Genomic DNA, 23456 nt, shown 5'->3' on the forward strand with positions numbered 1-23456 from the left:
CCCTAGAAGCGCAGGCCGAAGCGCTCGCGCAGCCACCACAGCCCGGCTCCCGCCGCCAGGACCGCCATGCCGGTGATGACCGTGGGCAGCGGCAGGCTGCACGCCAGCACGACGCAGCCGCCCAGCCCGGTCAGCGGCACCAGCAGCGGCGGGCGGGGCTCGTCGGGGCCCAGGCGCAGCGCCGAGGCGTTGGTGATGGCGTAGTACACCAGCACGCCGAAGGCGGAGAAGGCGATCGCGCCGCGCAGGTCGGTGACCAGGACCAGGGCGATGACGACCGCGCCGACCAGCAGCTCGGCGCGGTGGGGCACCCCGTGGCGCTCGTGGACCGAGGCCAGGGAGCGGGGCAGGTGCCCGTCGGCGGCCATCGCGGCGGTGGTGCGCGAGACCCCGAGGATGAGGGAGAGCAGGGCGCCCAGGCTGGCCACGGCCGCGCCCGCGACCACCACGGGGGCCAGCCAGTCGAACCCGGCCACCCGGACTGCGTCGACCACCGGGGTGTCGGTGGTGGACAGGCGCTCGCGGCCCAACACGATCAGCAGCCCGGTGCCGATGACCAGGTAGAGCACCAGTACGCCGGCCAGGGCGATGTTGACGGCGCGGGGGATCGTGGTCCGGGGGTCGCGCACCTCGCCGCCCAGGGTGGCAACCCTGGCGTAGCCGGCGAAGGCGAAGAAGATCATCCCGGCGGCGCCGAGCACGCCGAAGGACCCGGGCCATGGCCCCAGTCCCTCCACCTGGGCGACGGCGGCCAGGCGCCCGCTGAGGAGCATGGCCGCGCACACGGCGGCCAGGACGGCCAGAACCGCGGCCAGCAGGATCTTGATCACCATCGTGGAGCGCTGGATGCCGCGGTAGTTGAGCGCGGTGAGCGCTACCACGGTGGCCGCCGCCAAGGCCTTCTCCCAGCCGGGAAGGAGATAGGCGCCGAAGGTCAGCGCCATGGCCGCGCAGGAGGCGGTCTTGCCGACCACGAAGGACCAGCCCGCCAGGTAGCCCCACAGCTCGCCCAGGCGCTCGCGGCCGTAGACGTAGGCGCCGCCGGACTCGGGGTGGCGGGCGGCGAGCCTGGCCGAGGAGACGGCGTTGCAGTAGGCGACGATCCCCGCGATGAGGATGGCCACGGGCAGCCAGGCGCCCGCGCCGAGCGCGGCCGGGGCGAAGACGGTGAACACCCCGGCGCCGAGCATCGCGCCCGCGCCGATCGCGACGGCGTCGACCGTGCCCAGGACGCGGGCGGGTCTGGCCTGGGGGCCGGAGGAGGAGGTGGTCAACGGGGTCTCCCTTGCGTGAGTACTCCCGGCTCGCGCCGGGCGGCAACGCTCCCTTCCCCGGACGCCTCCGGTAAAGCACAGCGGTACCTCGGGACGTGACGGCGGACCTCGTGTGCCCGGCTGGCGCACCCTCCCCCGTCGCGGCCTGACCGGACACGACGCGAGGTTCCGGCGCTTCGGGGCCGGGGCTCGGCCGCGCCGCCGGGGCGGCGGTCGTGTCCGACTTCCGAGTGTGCCCGATTCCGGTGACCACCGGGAGCAGTCCCGCCATGCCGGAGGTGGCCGGTACCGGTCCGTACGGTGTCCGCGCGGTGGCGCGGGCCGCCCCGGCGCAGCGCGGCGGGCCCGGACCGGCCCTCGCCGGTCCGGGCCCGCGCCCGCTCCCGTCCCCCGCGTTCGGCCGCGGGGCCGCCACCGGTTCAGGTGGGGCGCCAGGGCGTTCCGGTGTTGTCGGTGATGTCCTCCGCCGCGACCTGGCGGAGCTGGCGTGAGAGGTCGGACAGGGCGCGCGATACCGCGAGCTCCTCACCGATCTCGGGAACGTCCAGGTCCGTGGGGTGCTTGCGGGCCATCCCGTGTCCCCGCAGCGCCGTCCCGTCGTCGGCGACCAGGCCGACCTCGGCCCAGGTGCGCGCGCTGTCGCCCTCGTTCTCCTCGGCGACGACGACGTCGACGTTCCAGCGCTTGGTCGTCTGCATGGCATCGGCCCCCTCTGCGTTGGCGCCCGTGCAGCCGGGCGGGTGTTCGATGTGCGCGTCCGGACCCGGGTAGACCAGGTCGTCGTGGCCCTGTTCGGCACCGGCCCAGTGGACCCGGTAGGGGGGCTCCCCGTCGGACCCCCCGACGCCGGTGACGACGCCCGTCCTGCGGTGGGCGTCGGCGCGCGGGCTCTCGACCACCAGCTGGTCTCCTACGTGTGCTCGCATGGGTTCCCCCGCAAACGTCGGATACCTCCATCTTCGGCACCCCGGAGCCGCTCGGCGCCGGGGTTGGGCCTTTGTTGGCGCGGGGCTGGGAGGTTTTTGCCGTGTGCCGCGGTCAGGGCCGCCCCTGGTAGCGTCACGGCGTGGCTCAGCACTACTTCGACTCCGATCCGGGCGCGGCCAGCCGCCCCTCCACCGCCGACCTGGTCCTGCCGGACCTGCACCTGCGGCTGCGCACCGACCGTGGCGTGTTCTCCCCGGACAAGGTCGACCTCGGCACGCGCGTGCTGCTGGAGTCGGTCCCGGCGCCGCCCGAGGGCGGGCGCCTGCTCGACCTGGGCTGCGGCTACGGGCCCATCGCCCTGACGATGGCCTCGCGCGCGCCGGGGGCGCGGGTGCTGGGCGTGGACGTCAACGCGCGTGCGGTGGGGCTGGCGCGGCGCAACGCCGCCGAGCACGGGCTGGACAACGCGCGGTTCGCGGTGGTGGGTCCCGAAGGGGGGCTGTCGGTGGAGCGGGGCGCGTCCGGGGAGGACGCGCCGGCGCGGGAGGAGGCGGCCTCCCGGGACCTGCTGGGCCCCTTCGACGCGGTGTGGTCCAACCCGCCCATCCGGGTCGGCAAGGGCGTGCTGCACTCCATGCTGCGCACGTGGCTGGGGCGGCTCACCCCCGAGGGCGTCGCCCACCTCGTGGTCCAGCGCCACTTGGGCTCGGACTCGTTGCAGAAGTGGCTGGACGAGCAGGGCCTGCCCGCCGAACGGGTGTCCTCCCGGGCGGGTTTCCGGGTGCTCGCGGTGCGCCGTTCCGTGGCTTGACGCGGCTTTTGCCGCGGTGTGTCACAGGTCATGCGTGCGCCCACGCACGGTGACCTGTACTCTGTGGCGAACAGATGGCCTCCGGGACCAGCCCGGGAACACCCGCCGAGGAAAACACCGCAGTTGAGCACGCAGTTGCGTCCCACGGACGTCAAACGCCTGAACCGCCAGTGGCGCAGGCGCACCGAGGGGCGACTCGCCCTTCTCGTCGAATCGGTCACCCAGCCCTACAACCTGGGCTCGATCCTGCGCACGGCTGCGACCTTCGGCGTCGACCAGCTCTGGTTGACCGGCAACAGCGCCGACCCCGACGATCCCAAGGTCGGCAAGACCGCCCTGGGCACCGCCGCCAAGGTTGAGCACACCCGGATGGCCTCCACCGCGGACGCCCTGGCCGCCGCGCGCGCGGACGGGTACCGGGTGGTCGCGGTCGAGCTGGCCTCCGGCGCGCTGCCGCTGCACGCGGCTCCCCTGGAGCCGGACGTGTGCCTGGCCGTGGGGGCCGAGGACCACGGCTGCTCCCCCGCCCTGCTGGCGGGCGCGGACGCCGTCACCTACGTTCCCCAGGTCGGACGGGTGGGATCGCTCAACGTGGCCGTGGCCACCGCGATCGCGCTCGCCGAGGCCCGCCGCCGGGAGTGGGCCGGGCTGGGCGGGGAGGCCGACGCCCCCGCCGGGAGCTGACCGCCCGGGAGACACCGACCGCCGGGGAACAATCGCCCCAGGCCGATCGTCTTTATCCCTGCTAGTCACATATCACCACAAAGCGCAACAGGCGCAGAGAGAGGAACAGTGGACCCGTCCCGAAGTACCGGCAGCGTCCTGAGTGGACGCTGCGACACAGACGACGAGCCCCCTTCTACGAAGGGTGCGCACCCTCGTAGGAGTCCGAACCCGAAGCGGAACCAGGCGGTGCGTGCCCGATGATGAGCACCATCCTCAGTATCGCCTTCGGGATCGTGGTGGTCTTCCTGATCACCGTGGCGACGGGTTACTTCGTCGCCCAGGAGTTCGGTTACATGGCCGTGGACCGCTCGCGACTGCGAGCGAAGGCGGCGGCCGGCGACGCCGGGGCCCAGAGGGCCCTGGGCATCACCAACCGGACGTCCTTCATGCTCTCCGGTGCCCAGCTGGGCATCACCGTGACCGCCCTGCTGGTGGGTTACGTGGCCGAGCCCATGATCGGCGAGGGCGTCGGTGAGCTTCTCGGCCTCGCCGGAATCCCCACGGGGACGGGCGTGGCCGTCGGCACCGTCCTGGCCCTGCTGTTCTCCACCGTCGTGCAGATGGTCTTCGGAGAGCTCTTCCCCAAGAACCTGGCCATCGCCCGGCCCGAGCCGGTGGCGCGCTGGCTGGCGCTGTCCACGGGGATCTACCTGAAGATCTTCGGACCCGTCATCTGGCTGTTCGACCAGGCGGCGATCCTGCTGCTCAAGGCGGTGCGGATCGAACCGGTCGAGGACGTCCAGCACGCGGCGACCGCGCGCGACCTGGAGAGCATCATCGCCGAGTCCAAGGCCAGCGGCGACCTGCCGCCGGAGCTGTCCACCCTGCTGGACCGCACCCTGGACTTCCACGAGCGCACCGCCGGGCACGCGATGATCCCGCGACCGGAGGTGGCCACCGTGGAGGAGGGCGACCCGGTCAGCCGGGTCGTGGAGCTGATGGCCTCCGACCACTCGCGCTTCCCGGTGCTGGGCGACGGCGTGGACGACATCGTCGGCGTCATCTGCCTGCGCGACGTGCTCGCGCTGGGCGACCGGGACCTGGCCAACACCAAGGTCAGCGAGGTGGCACGGCGCACCGTGATGCTTCCCGCGTCGCTGCCGCTGCCCTCCGCGCTGGGCCAGCTGCGTGAGGCGGGCGAGGAGTTCGCCTGCGTGGTGGACGAGTACGGCGGCCTGGCCGGGGTCATCACGACCGAGGACCTGGCCGAGGAGCTGGTCGGCGAGATCGCCGACGAGCACAGCCCCGCTGAGGAGTCTCCCTCCTACCTGGAGGGCGAGGGCTCCTACCTGGTCCCGGGCGCGCTGCACATCGACGAGGTCGAGCGGCTGCTCGGCCACGACCTGCCCGAGGGGGACTACGAGACCCTGGGCGGTCTGGTGGTGCACGAGCTGCACCGGCTCCCCGAGGCCGGTGACAGTGTCTCCATCGCCCTGCCCAGGCCGCCCAGCGCGCACGACGAGGACCCCGACATGGGGCTGACCATGGTCGTCAGCGCGGTGCAGAGGCACGTTCCGCACACCGTGGAGCTGCGCCTGCACGAGGTCCAGGGCAACGAGTCGCAGGAGGCGTCGGCATGAGTGACATGAACGTGTGGGTGGCGCTCGCGCTGACCGCGGTGATCATCGCGCTGAGCGCCTTCTTCGTGGCGATCGAGTTCGCCCTGGTGGCGGCGCGCCGCTACCGTCTGGAGGAGGCCGCCGAGTCCAGTTTCTCGGCACGGGCCGCGGTCAGGAGCGCCCGAGACCTGTCGCTGCTGCTGGCCGGTTCGCAGCTGGGGATCACCCTGTGCGCCCTGGCGCTGGGCGCGATCTCCAAGCCCGCCGTCCACCACATGCTGGAGCCGCTGTTCGGCGGTCTGCCGACGGCGGTGGGCTACGTGGTCTCGTTCGTGCTGTCACTGGTCGTCGTGACCTTCCTGCACCTAGTGGTGGGTGAGATGGCGCCCAAGTCCTGGGCGATCTCGCACCCGGAGAAGTCGGCGATCATGCTGGCCGTGCCGATGCGGGCGTTCATGTGGTTCACCCGTCCGCTGCTGCTGATGCTCAACGGCATGGCCAACTGGTGCCTGCACCGGCTGGGTGTGGAGGCGGTGGACGAGATGTCGGCCGGGCACGGTCCCGACGACGTGCGCGAGCTGGTGGAGCACTCGGCCAAGGCCGGTGCGCTCGACCCCGAGCGCCGCGCCCAGCTGGCCACGGCGCTGGAGGTCAACTCCCGCCCGCTGAGCGAGATCGTGACGCCGCGCGAGGAGATCGCGTCGGTGTCCCCGAACTCGACGGTGGACGACATCAAGCAGGTGTCGCGGGATTCCACGCACCTGCGCCTGGTGGTGATGGACGGCGCCGAGCCCGTGGGCGTGCTGCACGTGCGCGAGGCGCTGACGAGTCCGGAAGGGACCACCGCGGCCGACCTGATGCGGCCGGTGCTCACCCTGGCCTCGGAGACGCCGATGTACGCGGCGATGGGCATCATGCGGGAGAGCCGCAGCCACCTGTCCCTGGTGGAGTCGGACGGCGAGGTGATCGGCCTGGTCACCCTCCAGGACATCCTGGACCGCCTGCTGCTGCTGGACACGGCCGCCTGAGCGGGGCCGTGAGGCCGGGAGGGGCCGGGAGGGGATCTGCCCCTCCCGGCCCCTCGTGTGTGCGGGGCCGGCTCCCAGAGGCCGGGACGCGCGGGCGCGCGGAGGGGGGAGGGCGCGGTGCGCGCCCTCCCCCCGGTTCCGGCGCCTCCGGGCCCGGACGAGGCGGAGCCCCCGGGTGGGGGTTCCCGGGGGCTCCGCGCAGGTGTCGCTAGGCGGTCTTGGCCGTCAGGGTCACCTCGATGTTGCCGCGGGTGGCGCGGGAGTAGGGGCACATCTGGTGCGCGCCCTCGACCAGCTCCTCGGCCTTGGCCTGGTCCACGCCCGGGATGGTGACGGTGAGCGCCACGGCCAGGGTCATGCCGTCGTCGGCCTTGCCCAGGCTGACCTGGGCATCGACGGTGGAGCCGTCGACGTCGACCTTCTCCTTGCGGGCGACGGCCTTGAGGGCGCCGTGGAAGCAGGCGCCGTAGCCGACCGCGAAGAGCTGCTCGGGGTTGGTGCCGGGGCCGTCGTCGCCGCCCATGCCCTTGGGCACGGACAGGTCGACCTCCAGGCGGCCGTCGTCGGTGCGGCCGTTGCCCTTGCGCCCCTCTCCGGTGACGGTGGCGTTGGCGGTGTACATCACGTCGTAGGCCATGGTTGCCTCTTTCCTTCGTGGTCGGTGATCGGTGTGGCGGCACGGATGGGGCCCGCGGCCCCGTTCAGCACGGGCTGTGCCTGCGGGAGGCGGTCTCCACCGAACGCGTGAGCAGCCCGAGCGCCTCCTGCAAATCCCGTGCCCGTTCCCGGGGCAGTCCGGCCGAGCACATGACCCGTTCGGGGACCTCCTCGGCGCGTGCGCGCAGCGCGTCGCCCTTCGGGGTGGCCGAGACCTCGACGACGCGCTCGTCGGTGGAACTGCGTTCGCGGTTCAGGAGCCCGGCGGACTCCAGGCGGCGCAGCAGCGGCGAGAGCGTGCCCGAGTCCAGGTGCAGGGCCCGGCTGAGCTCCTTGACGGTGAGCGTTCCGCGCTCCCAGAGCACGAGCATGACCAGGTACTGGGGATAGGTCAGTTCCAGGTCGCCCAGCAGTTCCCGGTAGAGACCGGTCATGGCCCGGGAGGCCGCGTAGAGGGAGAAGCACAGCTGGTTGTCCAGGGCGAGGGGGTTCTCCCCTTGCTCGTCGGCCACGGTTTTCCCTCCTGCGCGTGCGGAACCGTTCGGTGGGCACCACGGTAACAGAATTCAATTGCGCGCAACATGATCGCGCGCAACTTTTTTGGTGCGTCGCGGGTGCCCGCGTCCGGCCGGACGCGGGCACCGGGGACCTCAGAGGAAGCTCACGCCCTGGGCCAGCGGCAGCTCACCGCCGTAGTTGACCGTGTTGGTCGCCCGGCGCATGTAGGCCTTCCAGGAGTCCGAACCCGACTCCCGGCCGCCGCCGGTGTCCTTCTCCCCGCCGAAGGCGCCGCCGATCTCCGCACCGGAGGTGCCGATGTTGACGTTGACGATGCCGCAGTCGGAACCGGCCGCGGACAGGAACCGCTCGGCCTCGGACTGGTCCTGGGTGAAGATCGACGACGACAGCCCCTGGGGCACGCCGTTGTGCAGCTCCACCGCCTCCTCCAGCGTGCGGTAGGGCATCACGTACAGGATCGGCGCGAAGGTCTCCTCGCGCACGACGGCGGTCTGGCCGGGCATGCGCACCACCGCGGGCTCGACGTAGTAGGCGTCGGCGGCATCCTCCTCCAGGACGCGGCCTCCGCCGACCAGCACCTGGCCGCCCTCGGCCGCGGCGCGCTCCAGCGCCGAGCGCATCGCGGCGTACCCGCGCTCACCCACAAGCGGACCCACCAGCGTCGACTCCGCGAAGGGGTCGCCGACGCGGTCGCGCAGCTGCTTGTAGGCGTCCACGATCCGCCGGGTGACCTCCTCGGCCACGTCCTCGTGCACGATGAGGCGGCGCAGCGTCGTGCAGCGCTGGCCCGCGGTACCCGCGGCGGAGAAGACGCTGCCTCGCACCACCAGGTCGAGGTCGGCGGAGGGTGCCACCACGGCCGCGTTGTTGCCGCCGAGTTCCAGCAGGTAGCGGCCCATGCGGGCGGCCACCCGGGGCGCCACCTCGCGGCCCATTGCGGTCGAGCCGGTGGCCGAGAGCAGGGCCACCCGGGGGTCGTCGGCCAGGGCCCGGCCGATCTCGCGGCCGCCCAGCACGACCCGGTGCAGGCCCTCGGCGGGCGCGCCGACCTCCCGGGCCGCGCGCATGAGCAGACCGTGGCAGGCCAGCGCGGTGAGCGGGGTCAGCTCCGAGGGCTTCCAGACCACGGTGTTGCCGCACACCAGGGCCACGCACGTGTTCCACGACCACACCGCCACCGGGAAGTTGAAGGCGGTGATCACGCCGACCACCCCCAGCGGGTGCCAGGTCTCCATGAGCCGGTGTCCGGGCCGCTCGGAGGGCATGGTGCGCCCGTACAGCTGCCGGGACATTCCCACGGCCAGGTCGCAGATGTCGATCATCTCCTGGACCTCGCCCAGCGCCTCGGAGCGGATCTTGCCCGCCTCGACGGTCACCAGCTCGGCCAGGTCGGCCTTGTGCTCGCGCAGCAGCTCACCGAGCCTGTGGACGAGCTGACCGCGCACCGGTGCGGGGGTGTCGCGCCAGGCGGCGAAGGCCTCCCGGGCCGTGGTGACCGCCCGCTCGACGTCGGCGGCGGAATCGTGGCCCAGGGCGAAGAGGTCCTGGCCGGTGATGGGCGACCTGGCCGCGCCGCCGGATCCGGCCGGTTCCCGGGGCGCGGCGACGCGGCACCGGTCCAGGGCGGCCCGCGCGCGGTCGGCGAGGGAGGCGGTGGTGGGGAGGGCGGAAGTCGGCATGTGCTGCTCTCTCCGTTGAGAGGAACGGGCGGTCACCTCACACCCTGCCAAGTCCGACCCCGCCGGTCCAGCCCCCGTGTCTGGTCGGCCGGACGCGCCGCACGCCCCGTCCCCGGGGCGGTCCCGGGCGGCGTTAGACTCGGCTGGCCCCTCCCCCGGCGGCCCTCCCGACGCCCCTGAGACGGACAGCGACCCCCGTGCACCACCACACCACTCCCGAAGAGGACCGCGCCGCTCTCGCCGAGCCCCGCCTGGTCCTGACCCGCTCCGGCTTCGGCGCGGCCGAGCCCCTGTTCAGCGCCGACCTGCGGGCGAGCGCCGACCTCGCCCAGGCCCGGGAGGCGGTCGCCGCGAACGCCTCCCGGCTGTGGACGGAGGCCGCCCGCGACGGCGCCGACGACCGGCCCCTGTACTGGGCACGGCTGGTGCTCTCGGCCCGGCTGCGCTCATGGCGGCCGGGCTTCGCAGTGTCCGACGCCGAACGCGCCGACCTGCTGCACCTGCTGGAGACGGGTTCGCGCGGCATCGCCGACCTCGACTTCCCGCCGGGCGACCGGTGGGTGCGGGTGGTCGTGACCGGCTTCGACCCCTTCCGCCTGGACGAGGACCCGGCGTGCTCCAACCCCTCCGGCGCGGCGGCGCTGGACCTGAACGGGTGGACCTTCCCCGTGGGCGGGCGCACGGCAGTGGTGCGCACCGCGGTGTTCCCGGTGCGCTGGGCGGACTTCGACGCCGGGCTGGTGGAGGAGGCGCTGGCCGATCAGCACCGGCGGGCGGACGCGGTGGTCACTCTCAGCCGCGGGCGCGCGGGCCGCTTCGACCTGGAGGTGTGGAACGGCGTCTGGCGCGGCGGGGGCGAGGACAACCTGCGGGTGTCGCGCACCGGCCGGGCGCCGGTGCCCGGCCCCGGCGCCCCGGAGTGGACGCTCTCCTCACTGCCCCACGAGCGGATCCTGGCGGCGGTGCGGGAGGACCGCTACCCCGTGGTGGTCAACACCGAGGTGGCCGAGGCAGCGCCGGACGGGCGCGGGGTGGTGGTGCGCCCGGACGGTCCCACGGAGGGGTCGGCGGCGCGCCGCGGGGGCGGCGGGGACTACCTGTCCAACGAGATCGCCTACCGCAACACGCTGCTGCGGGACCGGGCGGGGCGGCGGATCGCCGCCGGGCACGTGCACCTGCCCAAGGTGGACTCCCCGCGGGAGAACGCCGCGGTCCTGGCGCAGGTCCGGCGGATCGTGGCGGCCGTGGCCGCCGACGCGGCCGGGCCCCGACGGGAGCCGGGGGAGGGCTGACCCCCTCCCCCCGCCCTGTCGGGGCGCTCCCGCCCGTCTCAGTAGGACGGATCGGCCGCGAAGACGCTCATGAGCCCCGCAGCCCCGTAGACGAAGAACAGGACGGCGTACAGCGCGGTCCCGACTCCGAAGAGCACCCAGGAGATGATGGTGCAGGTCCTGGCCGACTGGGGGTTGGTGGCGGTCATGGTCAGCGCGACGATGGCCAGGATGAGGCCCACGATCGACAGCGTCCAGCACAGGCACAGGCCGAAGACGTTGGCGATGAGCGCGCCGATGGCCGAGCCCTGGCTCGCGGGCGGGGGCGGCGGCTGGAAGCCGGGGCCGCCGTACCAGCCTCCGGGGGGCGGGGGGAGGCCGCCGCCGGGAGGCGGATAGCCTCCGCCTCCTCCGGGAGGGGGCTGGTGGCCACCGCTTCCCCCGCTCGGGGGGAAGTAGCCGCCGGTTCCGGGACCGTAACTCATGGGCGCCTTTCAGTGGTGGACGGAGCGGGAGCTCCGACGGGGGAGGGCGTGTCACCGGCATCCGGATTCGCGGGGGAACACCGTGTACGCCCCTTCGTGATCAGTATGGCCGGAACGCGGGCCCGCCGGGGACCGTCGCACCCGCGCCCGCACCGGGTTTCGGACAGTGCGGGCAGGTGGCCGCAAAGCCCCGGACCAGGGGCCCGGAGCCGGACCCCGGGTCCACCGGGGACACGGCTGCGCGACCCTTCCCACGGGCCTTCCCGGAGGCGGCATGCGGTCCGCCTGAGGCGGGTCGGGTGAACGGAGCGTGACCGCACGCCGGACACGCTGAGTACGCGCACGTCTGCGAGGCGATTCACGCTGAGGTGAGCGGCTCGGATATGGTCCCCCTCGTGGCTGTCACCTCACTACGACGCAAACTCTCCGTCAGCGCGGCCGTGGGTCTGCTCCTGGTCCCCGGCTGCCACGCCGTGGAACAGGAGCCGCCCTACGCCGAGCCGGTCCGCTCCTCGCCCGACGACCTGGCGGGGATGGAGGCGAGCACCGTGTCGGTGACCACCGACGACAGCGCGGTGAGCTACCGCTACCCGCGGCTGGGCGGCGGCCACCCGCTGACGGTCGAGGCGCGCACCGCCATGGCCGCGCGCCAGACCGCCTTCCTGGAGGACCTGCCGGAGGGCGGCTCCCCCGAGCTGCACCAGGACACGGCCATCCTCGCCGCCTCGCCGGAGGTGGTGGGCGCGCGGCTGACCGCGACCGCCTCCGCGGGCGGGGACGAGACCTTCGAGGCCGACACCCTGTGGTACGACGCCGACAGCGGGGAGGTGTTGCCCTGGACCTCGCTGTTCCGGGACGAGGAGGCGATCGAGCGGGCCCACCTGGCCCTGGCCGAGGTCCTGGAGGAGGGGTACAACCTGCCCGAGCGCCAGCTGCCCGGGCTGGTCGGCGAGGTCGCCTCGGGCGAGCGGTCGGCGCCGGAGGGCGGAGCGTCCGCCGGAGGGCGGAGCGGGACGACCAACGGTGGGGCGGCCGGGGAACCCGGCGGCGGGGAGGCGGACGGGGGCTTGGAGCCGCTCGACCTGTCCGAGCCCGACCAGGCGCGGGAGGCCGCCGAGCGCTGGGCGGGCTCGCCGCTGGGCGACCTGGCCTTCAGCACGGCGGGCGGCCTGGCCGTGCGCATGGACCCCGACGCGGTGTCCAGCGCGGGCCGGGTCGGCGAGGTGCTGGTCCCGGTGGAGGCCGCCGACGTCGAGGGGCTGTTGTCCGAACTGGGCTATCTGGCCCGGGAGGCGGCCCTGGACGGGGACGGCCTGGGCGATGACCTCTCGCGGGACGAGGGGGGCCTGAGCGCCCAGGGGCACACCCTGGACTGCGCCCGCCTCAAGTGCGTGGCCCTGACCTTCGACGACGGGCCGGGCGAGCACACCGACCAGTTGCTGGACAGCCTGGCCGAGTACGACGCCCGCGCCACGTTCTACGTGCTGGGTTCGCTCGTGGACGAGTTCCCGGCACCGGTGGAGCGCATGGCCGAGGAGGGTCACGAACTGGGCAACCACACCTGGAAGCACGACGACCTGGCCCAGATGTCGGCCGACGAGATCCGCAAGGACATCGAACGCACCAACGCGGCCGTGCGCGAGGTGACCGGGGCGGAGCCGCCGACCATCCGGCCGCCCTACGGGTCGCTGAACGGGACGGTGCGCAAGACGGTGGAACAGCCCCTGGTCCTTTGGGACGTGGACACGCTGGACTGGAAGAGCCGCGACACCGAGGAGGTCAGCGCGGCGGCGCTGGACAACACCGTGCAGGGGAGCGTGGTGCTCTTCCACGACATCCACGAGACCTCCGTGGAGGCGATCCCGGACGTGCTGGCGGGACTGCACCGGCGGGGCTACCACTTCGTGACGGTCACCGACATCTTCGGCTACCAGGGCATGGAGTCGGGCGACGTGTACACCGACGCGCGGCTGTCGTAGGCCCCGCGCCCGCGCGGCGGCGGGTCCCCGGCCGGAAGGAGGTCCCGGCCGGGGACCGCGAGGCGGCGGTCCGCGCGGGGAGAGTGCGCCCGCGGGGCAGTGAAGGGGCGCCCGCCGCGCCCGGGGCGGCGCCCGGAGGACCGCGGCCGGCAGCCGGGAGGGCGCTGGCGGGGGGACGTCCCCGCGGCCCCTTTCGCCAGCAAGGAGGACATTCTCCGTCCGTTCGGGAAAACGCTGGTGGCGATCACCGGTTCCGGTGGACCCGATGGGCTAGGTTGCGTTTCCGAGGCCCGGGACATTCCCTTCCCGAATCACTCCCAAAAAGGAAAAGCCTCGTTTTTCCCATTCGCCCGCACCCATCTTCCGCACGGAGGCACGAGCAGTGGCACCAGCCAAGACCGAGGCAGAGGAGTCCTCCGTGAAGACCCGCAAGGGGTCGATCATCGTGAGCTGGCTGACCTCGACCGACCACAAGGTCATCGGGTACATGTACATCATCACCGCCTTCGCCTTCTTCGTATTCGGCGGAATCCTGGCGGTGCTCATCCGCGCCGAACTGTTCCTTCCGGGCATGCAGGTCATGTCCAACGACGAGTACAACCAGCTGTTCACCATGCACGGCACGATCATGCTGCTGCTCTTCGCGACCCCGCTGTTCGTGGGTTTCGGCAACGTGATCATGCCGTTGCAGATCGGCGCGCCCGACGTGGCGTTCCCGAGGATGAACCTGTTCGGCTACTACCTGTTCCTGTTCGGCGGGCTGATCGTCTCGGCCGGGTTCCTGACCCCGGGCGGCGCGGCCAGCTTCGGCTGGTTCGCCTACACACCCCTGTCCTCGGCGGTCCACTCACCGGGGGTGGGGGGCGACCTGTGGATCATGGGGCTGGTGGTCTCGGGTCTGGGCACCATCCTGGGCGCGGTCAACTTCATCACGACCGCCCTGTGCATGCGCGCGCCCGGTATGACGATGTTCCGCATGCCGATCTTCACCTGGAACATCATCCTGACCAGTGTGCTGGTGCTCATCGCGTTCCCCGTGCTGACGGCGGCCCTGATCGCGCTGGGCGCGGACCGCATGGTCGGCACCCAGGTGTTCAACGCCGAGCACGGCGGTGCCATCCTGTGGCAGCACCTGTTCTGGTTCTTCGGCCACCCCGAGGTGTACATCATCGCGCTGCCGTTCTTCGGCATCGTGACCGAGATCCTGCCGGTGTTCAGCCGCAAGCCGATCTTCGGCTACAAGGGGCTGGTCGCGGCGACCATCGCCATCACCGGCCTGTCGGTGACGGTGTGGGCGCACCACATGTTCCCGACGGGTGCGGTGCTGCTGCCGTTCTTCTCGTTCATGAGCTTCCTCATCGCGGTGCCGACCGGTGTGAAGTTCTTCAACTGGATCGGCACGATGTGGCGGGGCCAGATCAGCTTCGAGACGCCGATGCTGTTCTCGATCGGGTTCCTGGTGACCTTCCTGTTCGGCGGTCTGACCGGTGTGCTGCTGGCCTCCCCGCCGATCGACTTCCACGTCACCGACTCCTACTTCGTGGTGGCCCACTTCCACTACGTGGTCTTCGGCACGGTGGTGTTCGCGATGTTCGCGGGCTTCTACTTCTGGTGGCCCAAGTTCACCGGGACGATGCTCCACGAGGGTCTGGGCAAGTTCCACTTCTGGCTGCTGTTCCTGGGCTTCCACGGCACGTTCCTGGTGCAGCACTGGCTGGGCGCCGCCGGCTTCCCGCGCCGCTACGCCGACTACCTGCCCGGTGACGGCTTCACCGAGCTGAACCAGATCTCCTCGGTGTCCTCGTTCGTGCTGGCGGCCTCGACGCTGATCTTCTTCTGGAACGTCTTCGTGACCGCGCGCAACGCCCCACAGGTGGGGGTGGACGACCCGTGGGGCTACGGCTGCTCGCTGGAGTGGGCCACGTCCTGCCCGCCGCCGCGGCACAACTTCACGTCGCTGCCGCGGATCCGCTCCGAGCGTCCCGCGTTCGACCTGAACCACCCGCACGTGGCGGCGCGCGCCCTGGACGAGGCCGGGCGCGGGGAGGCCGCCCCGAGGCGCTGACCCGCGCGGGCGGGGCGGGGGCGGCCCGCCCCCGCTCCCCCGCTCAGAGGAACCGGCGCAGCAGCTTCTGCTTGAGGTCGGTGACGGGCGCGTAGGCGATGCGCATCGTGTCCATGAACAGCGACTTGTCCAGCACCGACTTGGTGTGCGAGAAGGTGTCCAGGGATGCCGCGGAGTGGTAGGCGCCCATGCCGCTGTCACCCACCCCGCCGAAGGGCAGGCCGGGGACGGCCAGGTGGGCGACCGGCAGGCCGAAGGCCAGCCCGCCCGAGGAGGTCTCGGTGGTCAGGCGGCGCTTGGTCTCCTCGGAGTCGGTGAAGCCGTACAGGGCCAGCGGCTTGTCGCGCTCGTTGACGAAGGCGATCGCCGCGTCCAGGTCGGGGACCCGCAGGACCGGCAGGACGGGGCCGAAGACCTCCTCCGCCATCACCGGGGAGTCGGGGGCCACGTCGCCCAGGACGGTGGGGGCGACGTAGAGGCGGTCGATGTCGTGCTGTCCGCCGGTGACCACGGTGCCGCTGCCCAGCAGGGCGGTGACCCGGGCGAAGTGGCGCTCGTCGACGATGCGCCCGTAGTCGGCGCTGCGCGAGGGGTCCTCGCCGAACATCTCGGTGATGGCGGCGGCCAGCTCCCGCTGGAGCGGCTCGGCGGTGTCGCCGACGGCGAGCACGTAGTCGGGGGCCACGCAGGTCTGACCGGTGTTGGTGAACTTGCCCCAGGCCAGGCGGCGGGCGGTGGTGGCCAGGTCCACGCCGGGTTCGACGATGGCGGGGCTCTTGCCGCCCAGCTCCAGGGTGACGGGGGTCAGGTGCTTGGCGGCGGCGGCCATGACGATGCGGGCCACGGCGCCGTTGCCGGTGTAGAAGATGTGGTCGAAGCGCTCGTCCAGCAGGGCGGTGCTCTCGGGGATGCCGCCCTCCACGACCGCGACCGCCTCGGTGTCCAGGTAGCGGGGCAGCAGCTCGGCCAGGGCGGCGGAGGTGGCCGGGGCCAGTTCGCTGGGCTTGACCAGGGCGGCGTTGCCCGCGGCGAGGGCGCCGACCAGGGGCGCCAGGGACAGGTTCACCGGGTAGTTCCACGGGGCGATGATCAGCACGGTGCCCAGCGGCTCGCGCACGCGGCGGGCCCTGGCCGGGGCCAGGGCGACGGGCACCGGCACCCGCTGCGGACGCAGCCAGGAGGCCAGGTGTCTGAGGGTGTGGTCGATCTCGTTGACCACGAAGCCGATCTCGGTGGTGTGGGACTCGATGGGGCTCTTGCCGAGGTCGGCCCCGAGCGCGCGTTCGAACGCCGTACGCTCCTCGGTGAGCATGCGGCGCAGCGCGCGCAGCTGGGCGCGGCGCCAGGCGACCGGCTTGGTGCGGCCGGAGGCGAAGGCGGCGCGCAGGCGGGCGACCACCGGCGGGATCTCGGTGGTCAGGGTGAGCGGCTCGGCGGGGGGCCGGGGGGCGGCCTCGGCGGCGGGAGCGCCTTGGGTCTCGGTCATGGAGCGATACTAAACGAAACGCTTTCGTTTCCCTAGGCCTCACTCGCATAGGATTCAGGGCATGACCACCGACCATCTGCCCGACGCCTCGCGCGCCCCCCAACGGGGCCGACCGCGCGACGCCTCCCGGGACCGCGCGCTGATGGACGCCACCCTCGCCGAACTCGAACTGCGCGGGTACGGCGGTCTGACCACGGCCGCCGTCGCCCGGCGGGCCGGTGTCTCCACCGCCACCCTCTACCGCCGCTGGCGCTCCAAGGAGGACCTGGTGCTGGGAGCCGCCCGGGACTGGGCGGAGAACCTGGGGCCCGACCTGGACACGGGCGCGCTGCGCTCGGACCTGTACCGGCTCCTGCACGACAAGGCCGCGGCCCTGGAGGGGTCCTCCGGAAGGCTGCTGCGCGCGGTGCTGGGCGAGGCGGCGCACAACCAGGCGCTCGCCGACGCGCTCTTCGGCGACTTCGTGGTGCCGCTCCAGGAGCGGGTGCTGGCGGTGGTGGAGCGCGCCGTCGCGCGCGGGGAGATCCCGCCGGTGCAGGACCCGCTGGTGGTGGCGGAGATGGTGATCGGCCCGATGGTCAGCCACACGTTCCTGGTACCGCCCGCGCCCGGCGCCTCCCCGGGCCACGACATGGCCGACCGGCTCCTGCCCTACCTGCTGCGCGCCCTGGGGCACCGGGAGGCGCAAGCCCCCGGAGGGTCCCGGCCCGCCGACCCGGCCGGGAGGGCCCCGGGCGGCCGCACCGGCTGAGGTCGCGGGACCGCGCGGTTTCCAGACGGCACTCCCCGGGCGGCGGCGGGAAGCCGCAGCCCGGACCTCATGGCACCCGGAGCGGTGGCGGCGGGGAGGGGAACACCTCTGGCCTTCTCGCGTGGACGCTGTTACCGTCGGGGCAACGACCTACCTGGCCCCCAGGGGAGTCCGCGCCGTTCGGCGTGCCCGATCCCCGGAGGCAGGCATGTTCTCGATCAAAGCCCCAGCTCAGTCCACGGCACTGTGGGACATGGTCGACGGGCCGATGCCGCGCGGGCTGCTGGGCGCCGGCGACCCCGATGTACACGTGATCGACGGCGTCCCGACGATGTACCTGGGCGGCTTCTCCACGACGTTCCGCAACCGTCTCTACCGTGCGCGTCTGGCACCCGGTCAGGCGCTGGACAGCGGACGGTGGGTGTTCGACACCGACGCGCGCGGCCGGGTGAGGCCGCTGGTCGTTGACCCTCCCCGTGACGGATGGGACCGCGCGGGGATGCACACGCCCTCGTTCGTGCCCGGCGTCGACGGCCACCCGCCGCGCCTCTACTACACCGGGCGCGCCTCGCTCCGGCACTACGGGAGCCGCAGCAGCTACGCGATCGGGGTCCTGGAGTACCGCGGGGGACGGTGGGAGCGCCGCGCGGAGCCCGTCCTGCGCGGCAGCGCGCCCCGCATGAGTGTGCTGGAACCTCTCGTGGTCCACGACCGGGGCCGCTACCTGATGTGGTTCCAGGCGAACCCGCACGAGATCGGACCGGGCGAGCTGCCCGACTACGAACTCCGGGTCACCGAGAGCACCGACGGCCTGTCGTGGTCGGCGCCGAAGGTCTTCGCGGGGCCCGAGGAGGGATTCTTCGACAACGCCGTCCACCGCGTGGACGACCGGTGGGTCATGGTGCTGGCCCGGGGATCGAACCTGCACGGCACACCGCACTTTCCCGACCAGGGCCTGTGGATCACCACGGCCGCCGAACTCGTCCCGGAACGGTCGGGGTGGACGGCCCCGGTGCGGGTGCTGGACACCGATCACGCGGATACGCCGGAGTGGATGGCGCGTGGTGTGTACGGGCCCGCACTGCACGCGCTGGAGAGAGCAGGTGAGGCGGTACTGATGTACACCGCGACCAGGGACGCCCCGAAGTGGGCCGAGTTCAACGTGCGCCGCCTGCTACGTGGCAGGCGCCCGGTCGTGCCCTCCCCCTTCTATCTCGCGGTGGGGCAGTCGCGCCTGACAGTTCCGCCCCGCGGCGCGGGCGGGGACGAAGGCTGAGCGCGGTCGGTAGGACGACGCGGCTCGCGGGTCGGGCGAAGCGCGGCGCAAGGCGGGCCGCGCGACGGCCGCCGTCCCGATCCCCGCCTGTGGGGGAAAGCCTCACCCGCGCAGCCGCGCCCCTGCCCGGGGCGCGGCTCCGCTGCCCGGCGTCAGCCCACCGTCGCCGGTTCCCAGGCGCGCTCGACCACGCGCACCAGGCCCCGGTCGGTGATCTTCACGCTCGGGGACACCGCCAGGGTCAGGGTGGACAGGCTCATGAAGGCGTTGCGGTTGTCCCAGCCCCACGCCGCCAGCTCCGCGCGCAGCTCCCGGGTGGCTCGGGCCACCTCGTCGGCGGGCCGCTCGGACATGACCCCGCCGACGGGCAGGGCGATCCCGGCGCCCTCGCCGCCCTCGCGGACCAGGCTCATGCCGCCGCCCCAGGACACCACCCGCGCGGCGGCCGCGCGCAGCGCCTCCTCGCTCGTGGCCACGACGGTGAGGTTGTGGCTGTCGTGGGCGTAGGTGGTGGCGAAGGCCCCCGCGCCCAGTTCCTGCCCGGTGACCGGCGCGAACGCCACCCCGCCCGCCCCGGTGTGGCGCTCGAAGACCGCCACCACCGCGGTCCGGCCCTGCCAGTGCACCACTCCCCCGCGCACGGGCAGCACGACCTCGTCCGGCTCGGTGTAGGTGTCCACCGGGTTCACCCGCAGCGCACGGAAGGCGTGGTCGCCGTCGGGCAGGTCCACCCGCCAGCGGGCCGCCTGCGCGTCGGGCGCGCCGATCCGCACCGTGCCGCCGAACGGGTGGTCCGGAGCGGGACCGGGGCCGGTGAGCGGGGCGCCGTCGCGGCCCACGACCGCGCCGCCCGCGATCGCGACCACGGGGGTCAGCTCGGTGAGCGAGCGCAGCAGGACCAGGTCGGCGCGCTTGCCCGGGGTGACGGTCCCCCGGTCGTCGAGGCCGAGCCTGCGCGCGGGCTGGAGTGTGAGCGCCCGCAGCACCGCCAGCGGCGGCAGTCCGCGTTCGAGGGCCACCGCCCCCACCCGGTCCAGGTGGCCGGTGCTCACGATCGCGTCCACGACGATGTCGTCGGTGACCAGGCAGAAGTCGGGCAGGTGCGGCAGCTCCAGCAGCGCCCGCACGACCTCGGGGGTCAGGCACTTCTCCTGGAGCATCAGCAGCATGCCCAGGCGGGCCTTCTCCACCGCCACCTCGGCGGTGTTCTTGCAGTGGTCGGAGTCGATCCCGGCCCACAGGTACTCGCCCAGCTCGGCACCGGACAGGTTGGGGCAGTGCCCGTCCAGGCGCACGCCCCGGCTGCGGGCGGCGGCGATGATGGCGCCCATCCTGGGGTCGCCGGAGACCACCGCGCGGTAGTCCATCACCTCGCCGAGGGTGGTGACCCCCTCCCAGTCCAGCATCTCGGCGACGTCGTCGGCGTCCAGGCGGGCCCCGGCCGTCTCGAACCCGTCGAGCGCGGGCACGCACGAGGGAACCGCCCAGCGCATGGTCTGCCCGGTGGCCTCGCCCTGCGCGATCATCCACGCCTGCCCCTCGCGCCCGGCGACGTTGACGATCTCGTGGGCGTCGGCGAGCACGGTCGTGGTGCCGCGCGCGAGCGTGACCCGGGCGAACTCGGCCGGGGCCAGCAGGGAGCTCTCGATGTGCATGTGCGCGTCCACGTACCCGGGCGCGACCACGAGCCCGTCGGCGTCGACGGTCCGGCGGGCCTCGACCGGGGTTCCCGGCGGCAGCACCGCGCGGATCGCGTCGCCGACCACGGCGACGTCGGCCCGCCACACCTGGCCGGTGTGGACGGAGACGACGTCTCCGCCGCGGATGAGCAGGTCTGCGGTGAGCATCGGAGTCGGTTCCCCTTCCGGTGCGCGGTCGCGGTTCACGGCGTCCGCGCGCTGTCGTTCGGTTCTGCGGCGTAGGCGGCGATGCCCTCGGTGAGGCGGGCGGCGAACCCGTCGGCGTCCACGGTGCGGGCCACGCGCACGTGGCGTGCGCGGCCGGGGGTGCGCAGGTCGGCCACGAGGGCGCCGCGGGTGAGTTCCCCGGCGCACTCCACCGAGGCGGTGCCCTCCTCCCAGCCCAGCAGCTCGGGGTGGGCGACGGCGGCCACCGCCAGGGCGTCGTGCACCGGCACGGCGGCGACGCCGAAGCGGTCCAGGTAGCGCAGGGCGTAGTCGCGCAGCAGTGCTCCGGCGATCCCGGCGGTGCCGGGCAGCGCGGCCAGCTGCTCGGCCCGGCTCAACGGGTACAGGGCGGCGCGGGTGACGTCCAGGCCCACGATCCGCACGGGCAGCCCCGACTCCAGGACGTAGCGGGCGGCCTCGGGGTCGGCGTGGAAGTTGAACTCCGCCGCCGGGGTGATGTTGCCCTGGGCGAAGGCGGCGCCGCCCATGACGACGATCTCGCGCAGCGCCGCTCCGGCCCGCGGGTGGCGGGCGAGCAGGGCGGCCACGTTGGACAGCGGGCCGATCGCCACCAGGGTCAGCTCCCCCGGTGATCCCAGGGCCTGCTCCGCCAGCCAGTCGACCGCGTGGCCGGGGCCGAACGCCCGGGGCGGCGAGGCGGGGACGAGCCCGCCCAGGCCGCCGGCCCCGTGCATGGGTTCGTCGCGCAGGCGCGCGGTCCGGGAGATCGGCCCGGCCAGCCCCGACACCAGCGGCAGGTCGGCCGGGGCTCCGGCCAGGTCCAGCACGTGCGCGGCGTTGCGGTCCACGTCGGCGAGGGAGGCGTTCCCGGCCACCGTGGTCACCCCCCGCACCTCCAGCTCCGGTGAGGCCAGCGCGAGCAGCAGGGCGAGGGCGTCGTCGACGCCGGGGTCGCAGTCGATCACGATGGGCACGCTCACCGCGCCACCTCCTCGGTGAAGCGGTCCAGCCAGGTGGAGCGCTCCTGCGCGATGAGGGCCAGGTCGCCCTGGTGGTAGCCGCTGTCGGACGGGGAGGAGGCGGCCTGCCCCGACACCCGCTCCATGAGCGGGGTGGGGTCGGCCTCCAGCGCCACGGGCTTGTCGTAGAGGGCCTCGGCCATCCCCTCCTGGACCTCGGGGCGCAGCAGGAAGTCGACGAAGGCCAGGGCCCCGGCCTCGTTGGGCGCCCCGTCGACGACCTGGACGGTGTTGGCGGTCATCACCCGGCCCTGTTCGGGCGCGGCGAAGCCGATCGGCTGCCCGGCCTCCACCGAGCCCATGGCGAAGTTGTCCAGCCCGGGCGCCATGGCGATCTCACCGCGTTCGAGCAGGCTGGTGAGCTCGGTGGAGCCGGTGTAGAACTGGAGCGCGTCGGAGCCGATGCGGCCCATCGCCTCGAACCCGGCGTCGGGGTCGGATGGGCCAGAGCCGAAGTGCTCGCCCGCGGCCAGGACGAACATCGGACCGGCCGAGACCGAGATGTCGGGCAGCACGTACCCCGCCTCGGGCTCGGCCCACAGGTCGTCCCAGGAGTCGGGGGCCTCCTCGACCAGGTCGGTGCGGTAGAGCAGACCCAGGAGCTGGAAGGTGTAGGCGGGGCCGTACCCGTCCGGGTCCACCGCCCAGGGCTGGATGGCGTCGAGGTTGGGCACGTCGGCGGGGTCGACGGGGGCGAACAGCCCCATGTCCTTGCCGATCTGGGCGTAGTAGTCGGAGATGAGCACGACGTCGGTGTCGGGCGTCTCGGCGTTGATCCTGAGCTTGGTGAGCCGCCCTGCGTTGTTGCCGGTGTCCAGGACCACCCGGATCCCGGTCTCGGCCTCGAAGGGGTCGGCCACCACCTCGGTGAACTCCTCGGTGGCGAACGCGAAGGTGCTCACCACCAGCGTGTGGGGGTCGTCCTCGCGCACCGGTGCGCAGGAGGTGCTCACCAGGGCCAGCGCCGCCGTCCCGGCGAGCGCGGCGAGCACGCGGCGCGTGCGTGCGGGGCGGCTCATCCGGTCTCCTCGGCGAGTTCCACCAGGTGGCGGTGGGGCAGGGCGATACGCACGGGGTCGCCGGGGCGCAGGTCGTCGGCCGGGTGCAGGGAGCGCAGGACCGCCCCGGGCCCCTCCACTCCGTCGATGCGGGCCTCGACCAGGCAGTTGCTGCCCTGGAAGGTGACCTCGCCGACGGTGCCCTCCAAGCCGGTCTCGCCCTCGCCCTCGCGGGTTCCGGCGGGCAGCAGGCGCACGTGCTCGGGCCGGATGGTGACGGCTCCGTGCCCGGGCACGCGCGGGAAGTTGTCATAGCCCAGGAACTCCGCGACGAAGCGGTTGGCGGGCGCGGGGAAGACCTCCCGGGGCGCGCCCTGCTGCTCCAGGCGTCCCTCGTTGAGGATGACCATGGTGTCGGACAGCTCCAGTGCCTCGTCCTGGTCGTGGGTGACCAGGACGGCGGTCAGCCCGGTCTCGCGCTGGACCCGCAGCAGCTCGCGGCGCATCTGCACGCGCAGCTGGGCGTCGAGGTTGGAGAGCGGCTCGTCCAGCAGCAGCACCGAGGGGCGGATGGCCACGGCGCGGGCCAGGGCCACGCGCTGCTGCTGGCCGCCGGACAGCTCGGCGGGCTTGCGATCGGCCAGGTGGGCCAGGCCCACCAGGTCCAGCGCCTCACCGGCGCGCCTGGTCACCTCCTGGGCGGCGATCCCGCGGGTGCGCAGCCCGTAGCCGACGTTGTCGCGCAGGGTCATGTGCGGGAAGAGCGCGTAGGACTGGAAGACCATGCCGATGTTGCGCTTCTCCGGCGGGGTGCGGGTGGCGTCCTCGCCCTCCAGCAGGATCCTGCCGGAGGTGGGCTGGAGGAACCCGGCGATCATGCGCAGGGTGGTGGTCTTACCGCAGCCGCTGGGGCCAAGCAGGGTGGTGAACCTGCCGCGCTGCACGGCCAGGTCCAAATCGGCGACGGCGGCGGGGCCGTCCTTGCCCTTGCGTCCGCCGAAGCGGTGGGTGACGCGGTCGAGTTCGACGACGGGTGTCATCTGTTTGTTGGGCGTGGATACCCCGTCCTTCAGGGCGG

20 protein-coding genes are annotated in these 23456 nt (G+C 73.1%); 9 read left to right on the top strand and 11 right to left on the bottom strand.

What is annotated here, in order from left to right:
• Positions 1–2: 2 nt before the first annotated feature.
• Together KGD83_RS15855 and KGD83_RS15860 are read right to left on the bottom strand one after the other, a co-directional pair.
• On the bottom strand, positions 3–1274 hold the full coding sequence (locus KGD83_RS15855; RefSeq protein WP_212639943.1) for an APC family permease: 1272 nt from the start codon (positions 1272–1274) through the stop codon (positions 3–5).
• A gap of 419 nt (positions 1275–1693) precedes the next feature.
• Positions 1694–2200 carry a dsRBD fold-containing protein gene (locus KGD83_RS15860; protein WP_013152978.1) on the bottom strand — a complete coding sequence of 169 codons (507 nt, stop codon included), beginning with the start codon at positions 2198–2200 and terminating at the stop codon, positions 1694–1696.
• A 140-nt stretch (positions 2201–2340) separates the two neighbouring features.
• On the opposite strand from KGD83_RS15860, the gene KGD83_RS15865 reads away from it, so the two are divergent.
• From KGD83_RS15865 to KGD83_RS15880, 4 genes are all read left to right on the top strand, one after another.
• Entirely contained in the window at positions 2341–3012 is a 672-nt protein-coding gene (locus tag KGD83_RS15865; RefSeq protein ID WP_212639944.1) for a class I SAM-dependent methyltransferase, read from the top strand.
• Between the two features lie 123 nt (positions 3013–3135).
• Positions 3136–3696 carry a TrmH family RNA methyltransferase gene (locus KGD83_RS15870; RefSeq protein ID WP_212639945.1) on the top strand — a complete coding sequence of 187 codons (561 nt, stop codon included), beginning with the start codon at positions 3136–3138 and terminating at the stop codon, positions 3694–3696.
• A 239-nt stretch (positions 3697–3935) separates the two neighbouring features.
• Positions 3936–5318: a hemolysin family protein gene (locus KGD83_RS15875; RefSeq protein ID WP_212639946.1), complete on the top strand. Its 1383-nt coding sequence runs from the start codon at positions 3936–3938 to the stop codon at positions 5316–5318.
• On the top strand, positions 5315–6325 hold the full coding sequence (locus KGD83_RS15880; RefSeq protein WP_212639947.1) for a hemolysin family protein: 1011 nt from the start codon (positions 5315–5317) through the stop codon (positions 6323–6325). Before KGD83_RS15875 ends, KGD83_RS15880 begins: the two co-directional genes overlap by 4 nt.
• 208 nt (positions 6326–6533) lie before the next feature.
• Here KGD83_RS15880 and KGD83_RS15885 read toward each other — a convergent pair whose 3' ends face one another.
• From KGD83_RS15885 to amaB, 3 genes are all read right to left on the bottom strand, one after another.
• The gene (locus KGD83_RS15885) at positions 6534–6962 is read right to left on the bottom strand and encodes an organic hydroperoxide resistance protein (protein WP_212639948.1); all 429 of its coding nucleotides are present in this window, start codon (positions 6960–6962) and stop codon (positions 6534–6536) included.
• A 64-nt stretch (positions 6963–7026) separates the two neighbouring features.
• Complete coding sequence (locus KGD83_RS15890) at positions 7027–7494, bottom strand: MarR family winged helix-turn-helix transcriptional regulator (RefSeq protein ID WP_212639949.1); 468 nt, start codon at positions 7492–7494, stop codon at positions 7027–7029.
• A 138-nt stretch (positions 7495–7632) separates the two neighbouring features.
• Positions 7633–9180 (bottom strand): L-piperidine-6-carboxylate dehydrogenase, encoded by a 1548-nt coding sequence (gene amaB / locus KGD83_RS15895; RefSeq protein WP_212639950.1) that lies wholly within the window; start codon positions 9178–9180, stop codon positions 7633–7635.
• A gap of 197 nt (positions 9181–9377) precedes the next feature.
• Here amaB and KGD83_RS15900 point away from each other — a divergent pair, with 197 nt between their 5' ends.
• A complete protein-coding gene (locus tag KGD83_RS15900; protein ID WP_212639951.1) occupies positions 9378–10472 on the top strand; it encodes a C15 family peptidase in 1095 nt (364 codons plus the stop codon).
• 38 nt (positions 10473–10510) lie between these two features.
• On the opposite strand, the gene KGD83_RS15905 is transcribed toward KGD83_RS15900, so the two are convergent.
• Positions 10511–10936, bottom strand: coding sequence for a hypothetical protein (locus KGD83_RS15905; protein WP_212639952.1), 426 nt, complete (start codon positions 10934–10936; stop codon positions 10511–10513).
• 383 nt (positions 10937–11319) lie between these two features.
• Between KGD83_RS15905 and KGD83_RS15910 the strand changes: the two genes are divergently transcribed.
• Positions 11320–12915, top strand: coding sequence for a polysaccharide deacetylase family protein (locus KGD83_RS15910; RefSeq protein WP_212644453.1), 1596 nt, complete (start codon positions 11320–11322; stop codon positions 12913–12915).
• A gap of 418 nt (positions 12916–13333) precedes the next feature.
• Positions 13334–14980 carry an aa3-type cytochrome oxidase subunit I gene (ctaD, locus tag KGD83_RS15915; RefSeq protein WP_256448781.1) on the top strand — a complete coding sequence of 549 codons (1647 nt, stop codon included), beginning with the start codon at positions 13334–13336 and terminating at the stop codon, positions 14978–14980.
• A 43-nt stretch (positions 14981–15023) separates the two neighbouring features.
• Here ctaD and KGD83_RS15920 read toward each other — a convergent pair whose 3' ends face one another.
• Positions 15024–16466, bottom strand: a complete 1443-nt coding sequence (locus tag KGD83_RS15920) for an aldehyde dehydrogenase family protein (protein ID WP_212639954.1) — start codon at positions 16464–16466, stop codon at positions 15024–15026.
• Between the two features lie 61 nt (positions 16467–16527).
• On the opposite strand from KGD83_RS15920, the gene KGD83_RS15925 reads away from it, so the two are divergent.
• On the top strand, positions 16528–17217 hold the full coding sequence (locus KGD83_RS15925) for a TetR/AcrR family transcriptional regulator (RefSeq protein ID WP_212639955.1): 690 nt from the start codon (positions 16528–16530) through the stop codon (positions 17215–17217).
• Positions 17218–17425: 208 nt separating this feature from the next.
• The gene (locus KGD83_RS15930; protein WP_212639956.1) at positions 17426–18493 is read left to right on the top strand and encodes a hypothetical protein; all 1068 of its coding nucleotides are present in this window, start codon (positions 17426–17428) and stop codon (positions 18491–18493) included.
• A gap of 152 nt (positions 18494–18645) precedes the next feature.
• Here KGD83_RS15930 and KGD83_RS15935 read toward each other — a convergent pair whose 3' ends face one another.
• Genes KGD83_RS15935 through KGD83_RS15950 form a run of 4 tightly spaced genes read right to left on the bottom strand, consistent with a single transcriptional unit; the run spans position 18646 to position 23418 of the window.
• Positions 18646–20340 (bottom strand): adenine deaminase C-terminal domain-containing protein, encoded by a 1695-nt coding sequence (locus KGD83_RS15935; protein ID WP_212639957.1) that lies wholly within the window; start codon positions 20338–20340, stop codon positions 18646–18648.
• A 35-nt stretch (positions 20341–20375) separates the two neighbouring features.
• Entirely contained in the window at positions 20376–21341 is a 966-nt protein-coding gene (locus KGD83_RS15940) for a nucleoside hydrolase (protein WP_212639958.1), read from the bottom strand.
• Complete coding sequence (locus KGD83_RS15945; RefSeq protein WP_212639959.1) at positions 21338–22399, bottom strand: ABC transporter substrate-binding protein; 1062 nt, start codon at positions 22397–22399, stop codon at positions 21338–21340. The genes KGD83_RS15940 and KGD83_RS15945 overlap by 4 nt, the downstream gene beginning before the upstream one ends.
• Entirely contained in the window at positions 22396–23418 is a 1023-nt protein-coding gene (locus KGD83_RS15950) for an ABC transporter ATP-binding protein (protein WP_212639960.1), read from the bottom strand. Before KGD83_RS15950 ends, KGD83_RS15945 begins: the two co-directional genes overlap by 4 nt.
• Positions 23419–23456 lie beyond the last annotated feature (38 nt).

The organism is Nocardiopsis akebiae, from assembly GCF_018316795.1.
GTDB classification, from domain to species: domain Bacteria; phylum Actinomycetota; class Actinomycetes; order Streptosporangiales; family Streptosporangiaceae; genus Nocardiopsis; species Nocardiopsis dassonvillei.

Bases quoted from the DNA above. Each gene is read 5' to 3' on its own strand.
- KGD83_RS15945 (WP_212639959.1), bottom strand. From the start codon at position 22,399: ATGAGCCGCCCCGCACGCACGCGCCGCGTGCTCGCCGCGCTCGCCGGG.
- KGD83_RS15930 (WP_212639956.1), top strand. From the start codon at position 17,426: ATGTTCTCGATCAAAGCCCCAGCTCAGTCCACGGCACTGTGGGACATG.
- KGD83_RS15910 (WP_212644453.1), top strand. From the start codon at position 11,320: ATGGTCCCCCTCGTGGCTGTCACCTCACTACGACGCAAACTCTCCGTC.
- KGD83_RS15880 (WP_212639947.1), top strand. From the start codon at position 5,315: ATGAGTGACATGAACGTGTGGGTGGCGCTCGCGCTGACCGCGGTGATC.
- KGD83_RS15885 (WP_212639948.1), bottom strand. From the start codon at position 6,962: ATGGCCTACGACGTGATGTACACCGCCAACGCCACCGTCACCGGAGAG.
- amaB (WP_212639950.1), bottom strand. From the start codon at position 9,180: ATGCCGACTTCCGCCCTCCCCACCACCGCCTCCCTCGCCGACCGCGCG.
- KGD83_RS15950 (WP_212639960.1), bottom strand. From the start codon at position 23,418: ATGACACCCGTCGTCGAACTCGACCGCGTCACCCACCGCTTCGGCGGA.
- KGD83_RS15860 (WP_013152978.1), bottom strand. From the start codon at position 2,200: ATGCGAGCACACGTAGGAGACCAGCTGGTGGTCGAGAGCCCGCGCGCC.
- KGD83_RS15905 (WP_212639952.1), bottom strand. From the start codon at position 10,936: ATGAGTTACGGTCCCGGAACCGGCGGCTACTTCCCCCCGAGCGGGGGA.
- KGD83_RS15935 (WP_212639957.1), bottom strand. From the start codon at position 20,340: ATGCTCACCGCAGACCTGCTCATCCGCGGCGGAGACGTCGTCTCCGTC.
- KGD83_RS15925 (WP_212639955.1), top strand. From the start codon at position 16,528: ATGACCACCGACCATCTGCCCGACGCCTCGCGCGCCCCCCAACGGGGC.
- KGD83_RS15920 (WP_212639954.1), bottom strand. From the start codon at position 16,466: ATGACCGAGACCCAAGGCGCTCCCGCCGCCGAGGCCGCCCCCCGGCCC.
- KGD83_RS15875 (WP_212639946.1), top strand. From the start codon at position 3,936: ATGATGAGCACCATCCTCAGTATCGCCTTCGGGATCGTGGTGGTCTTC.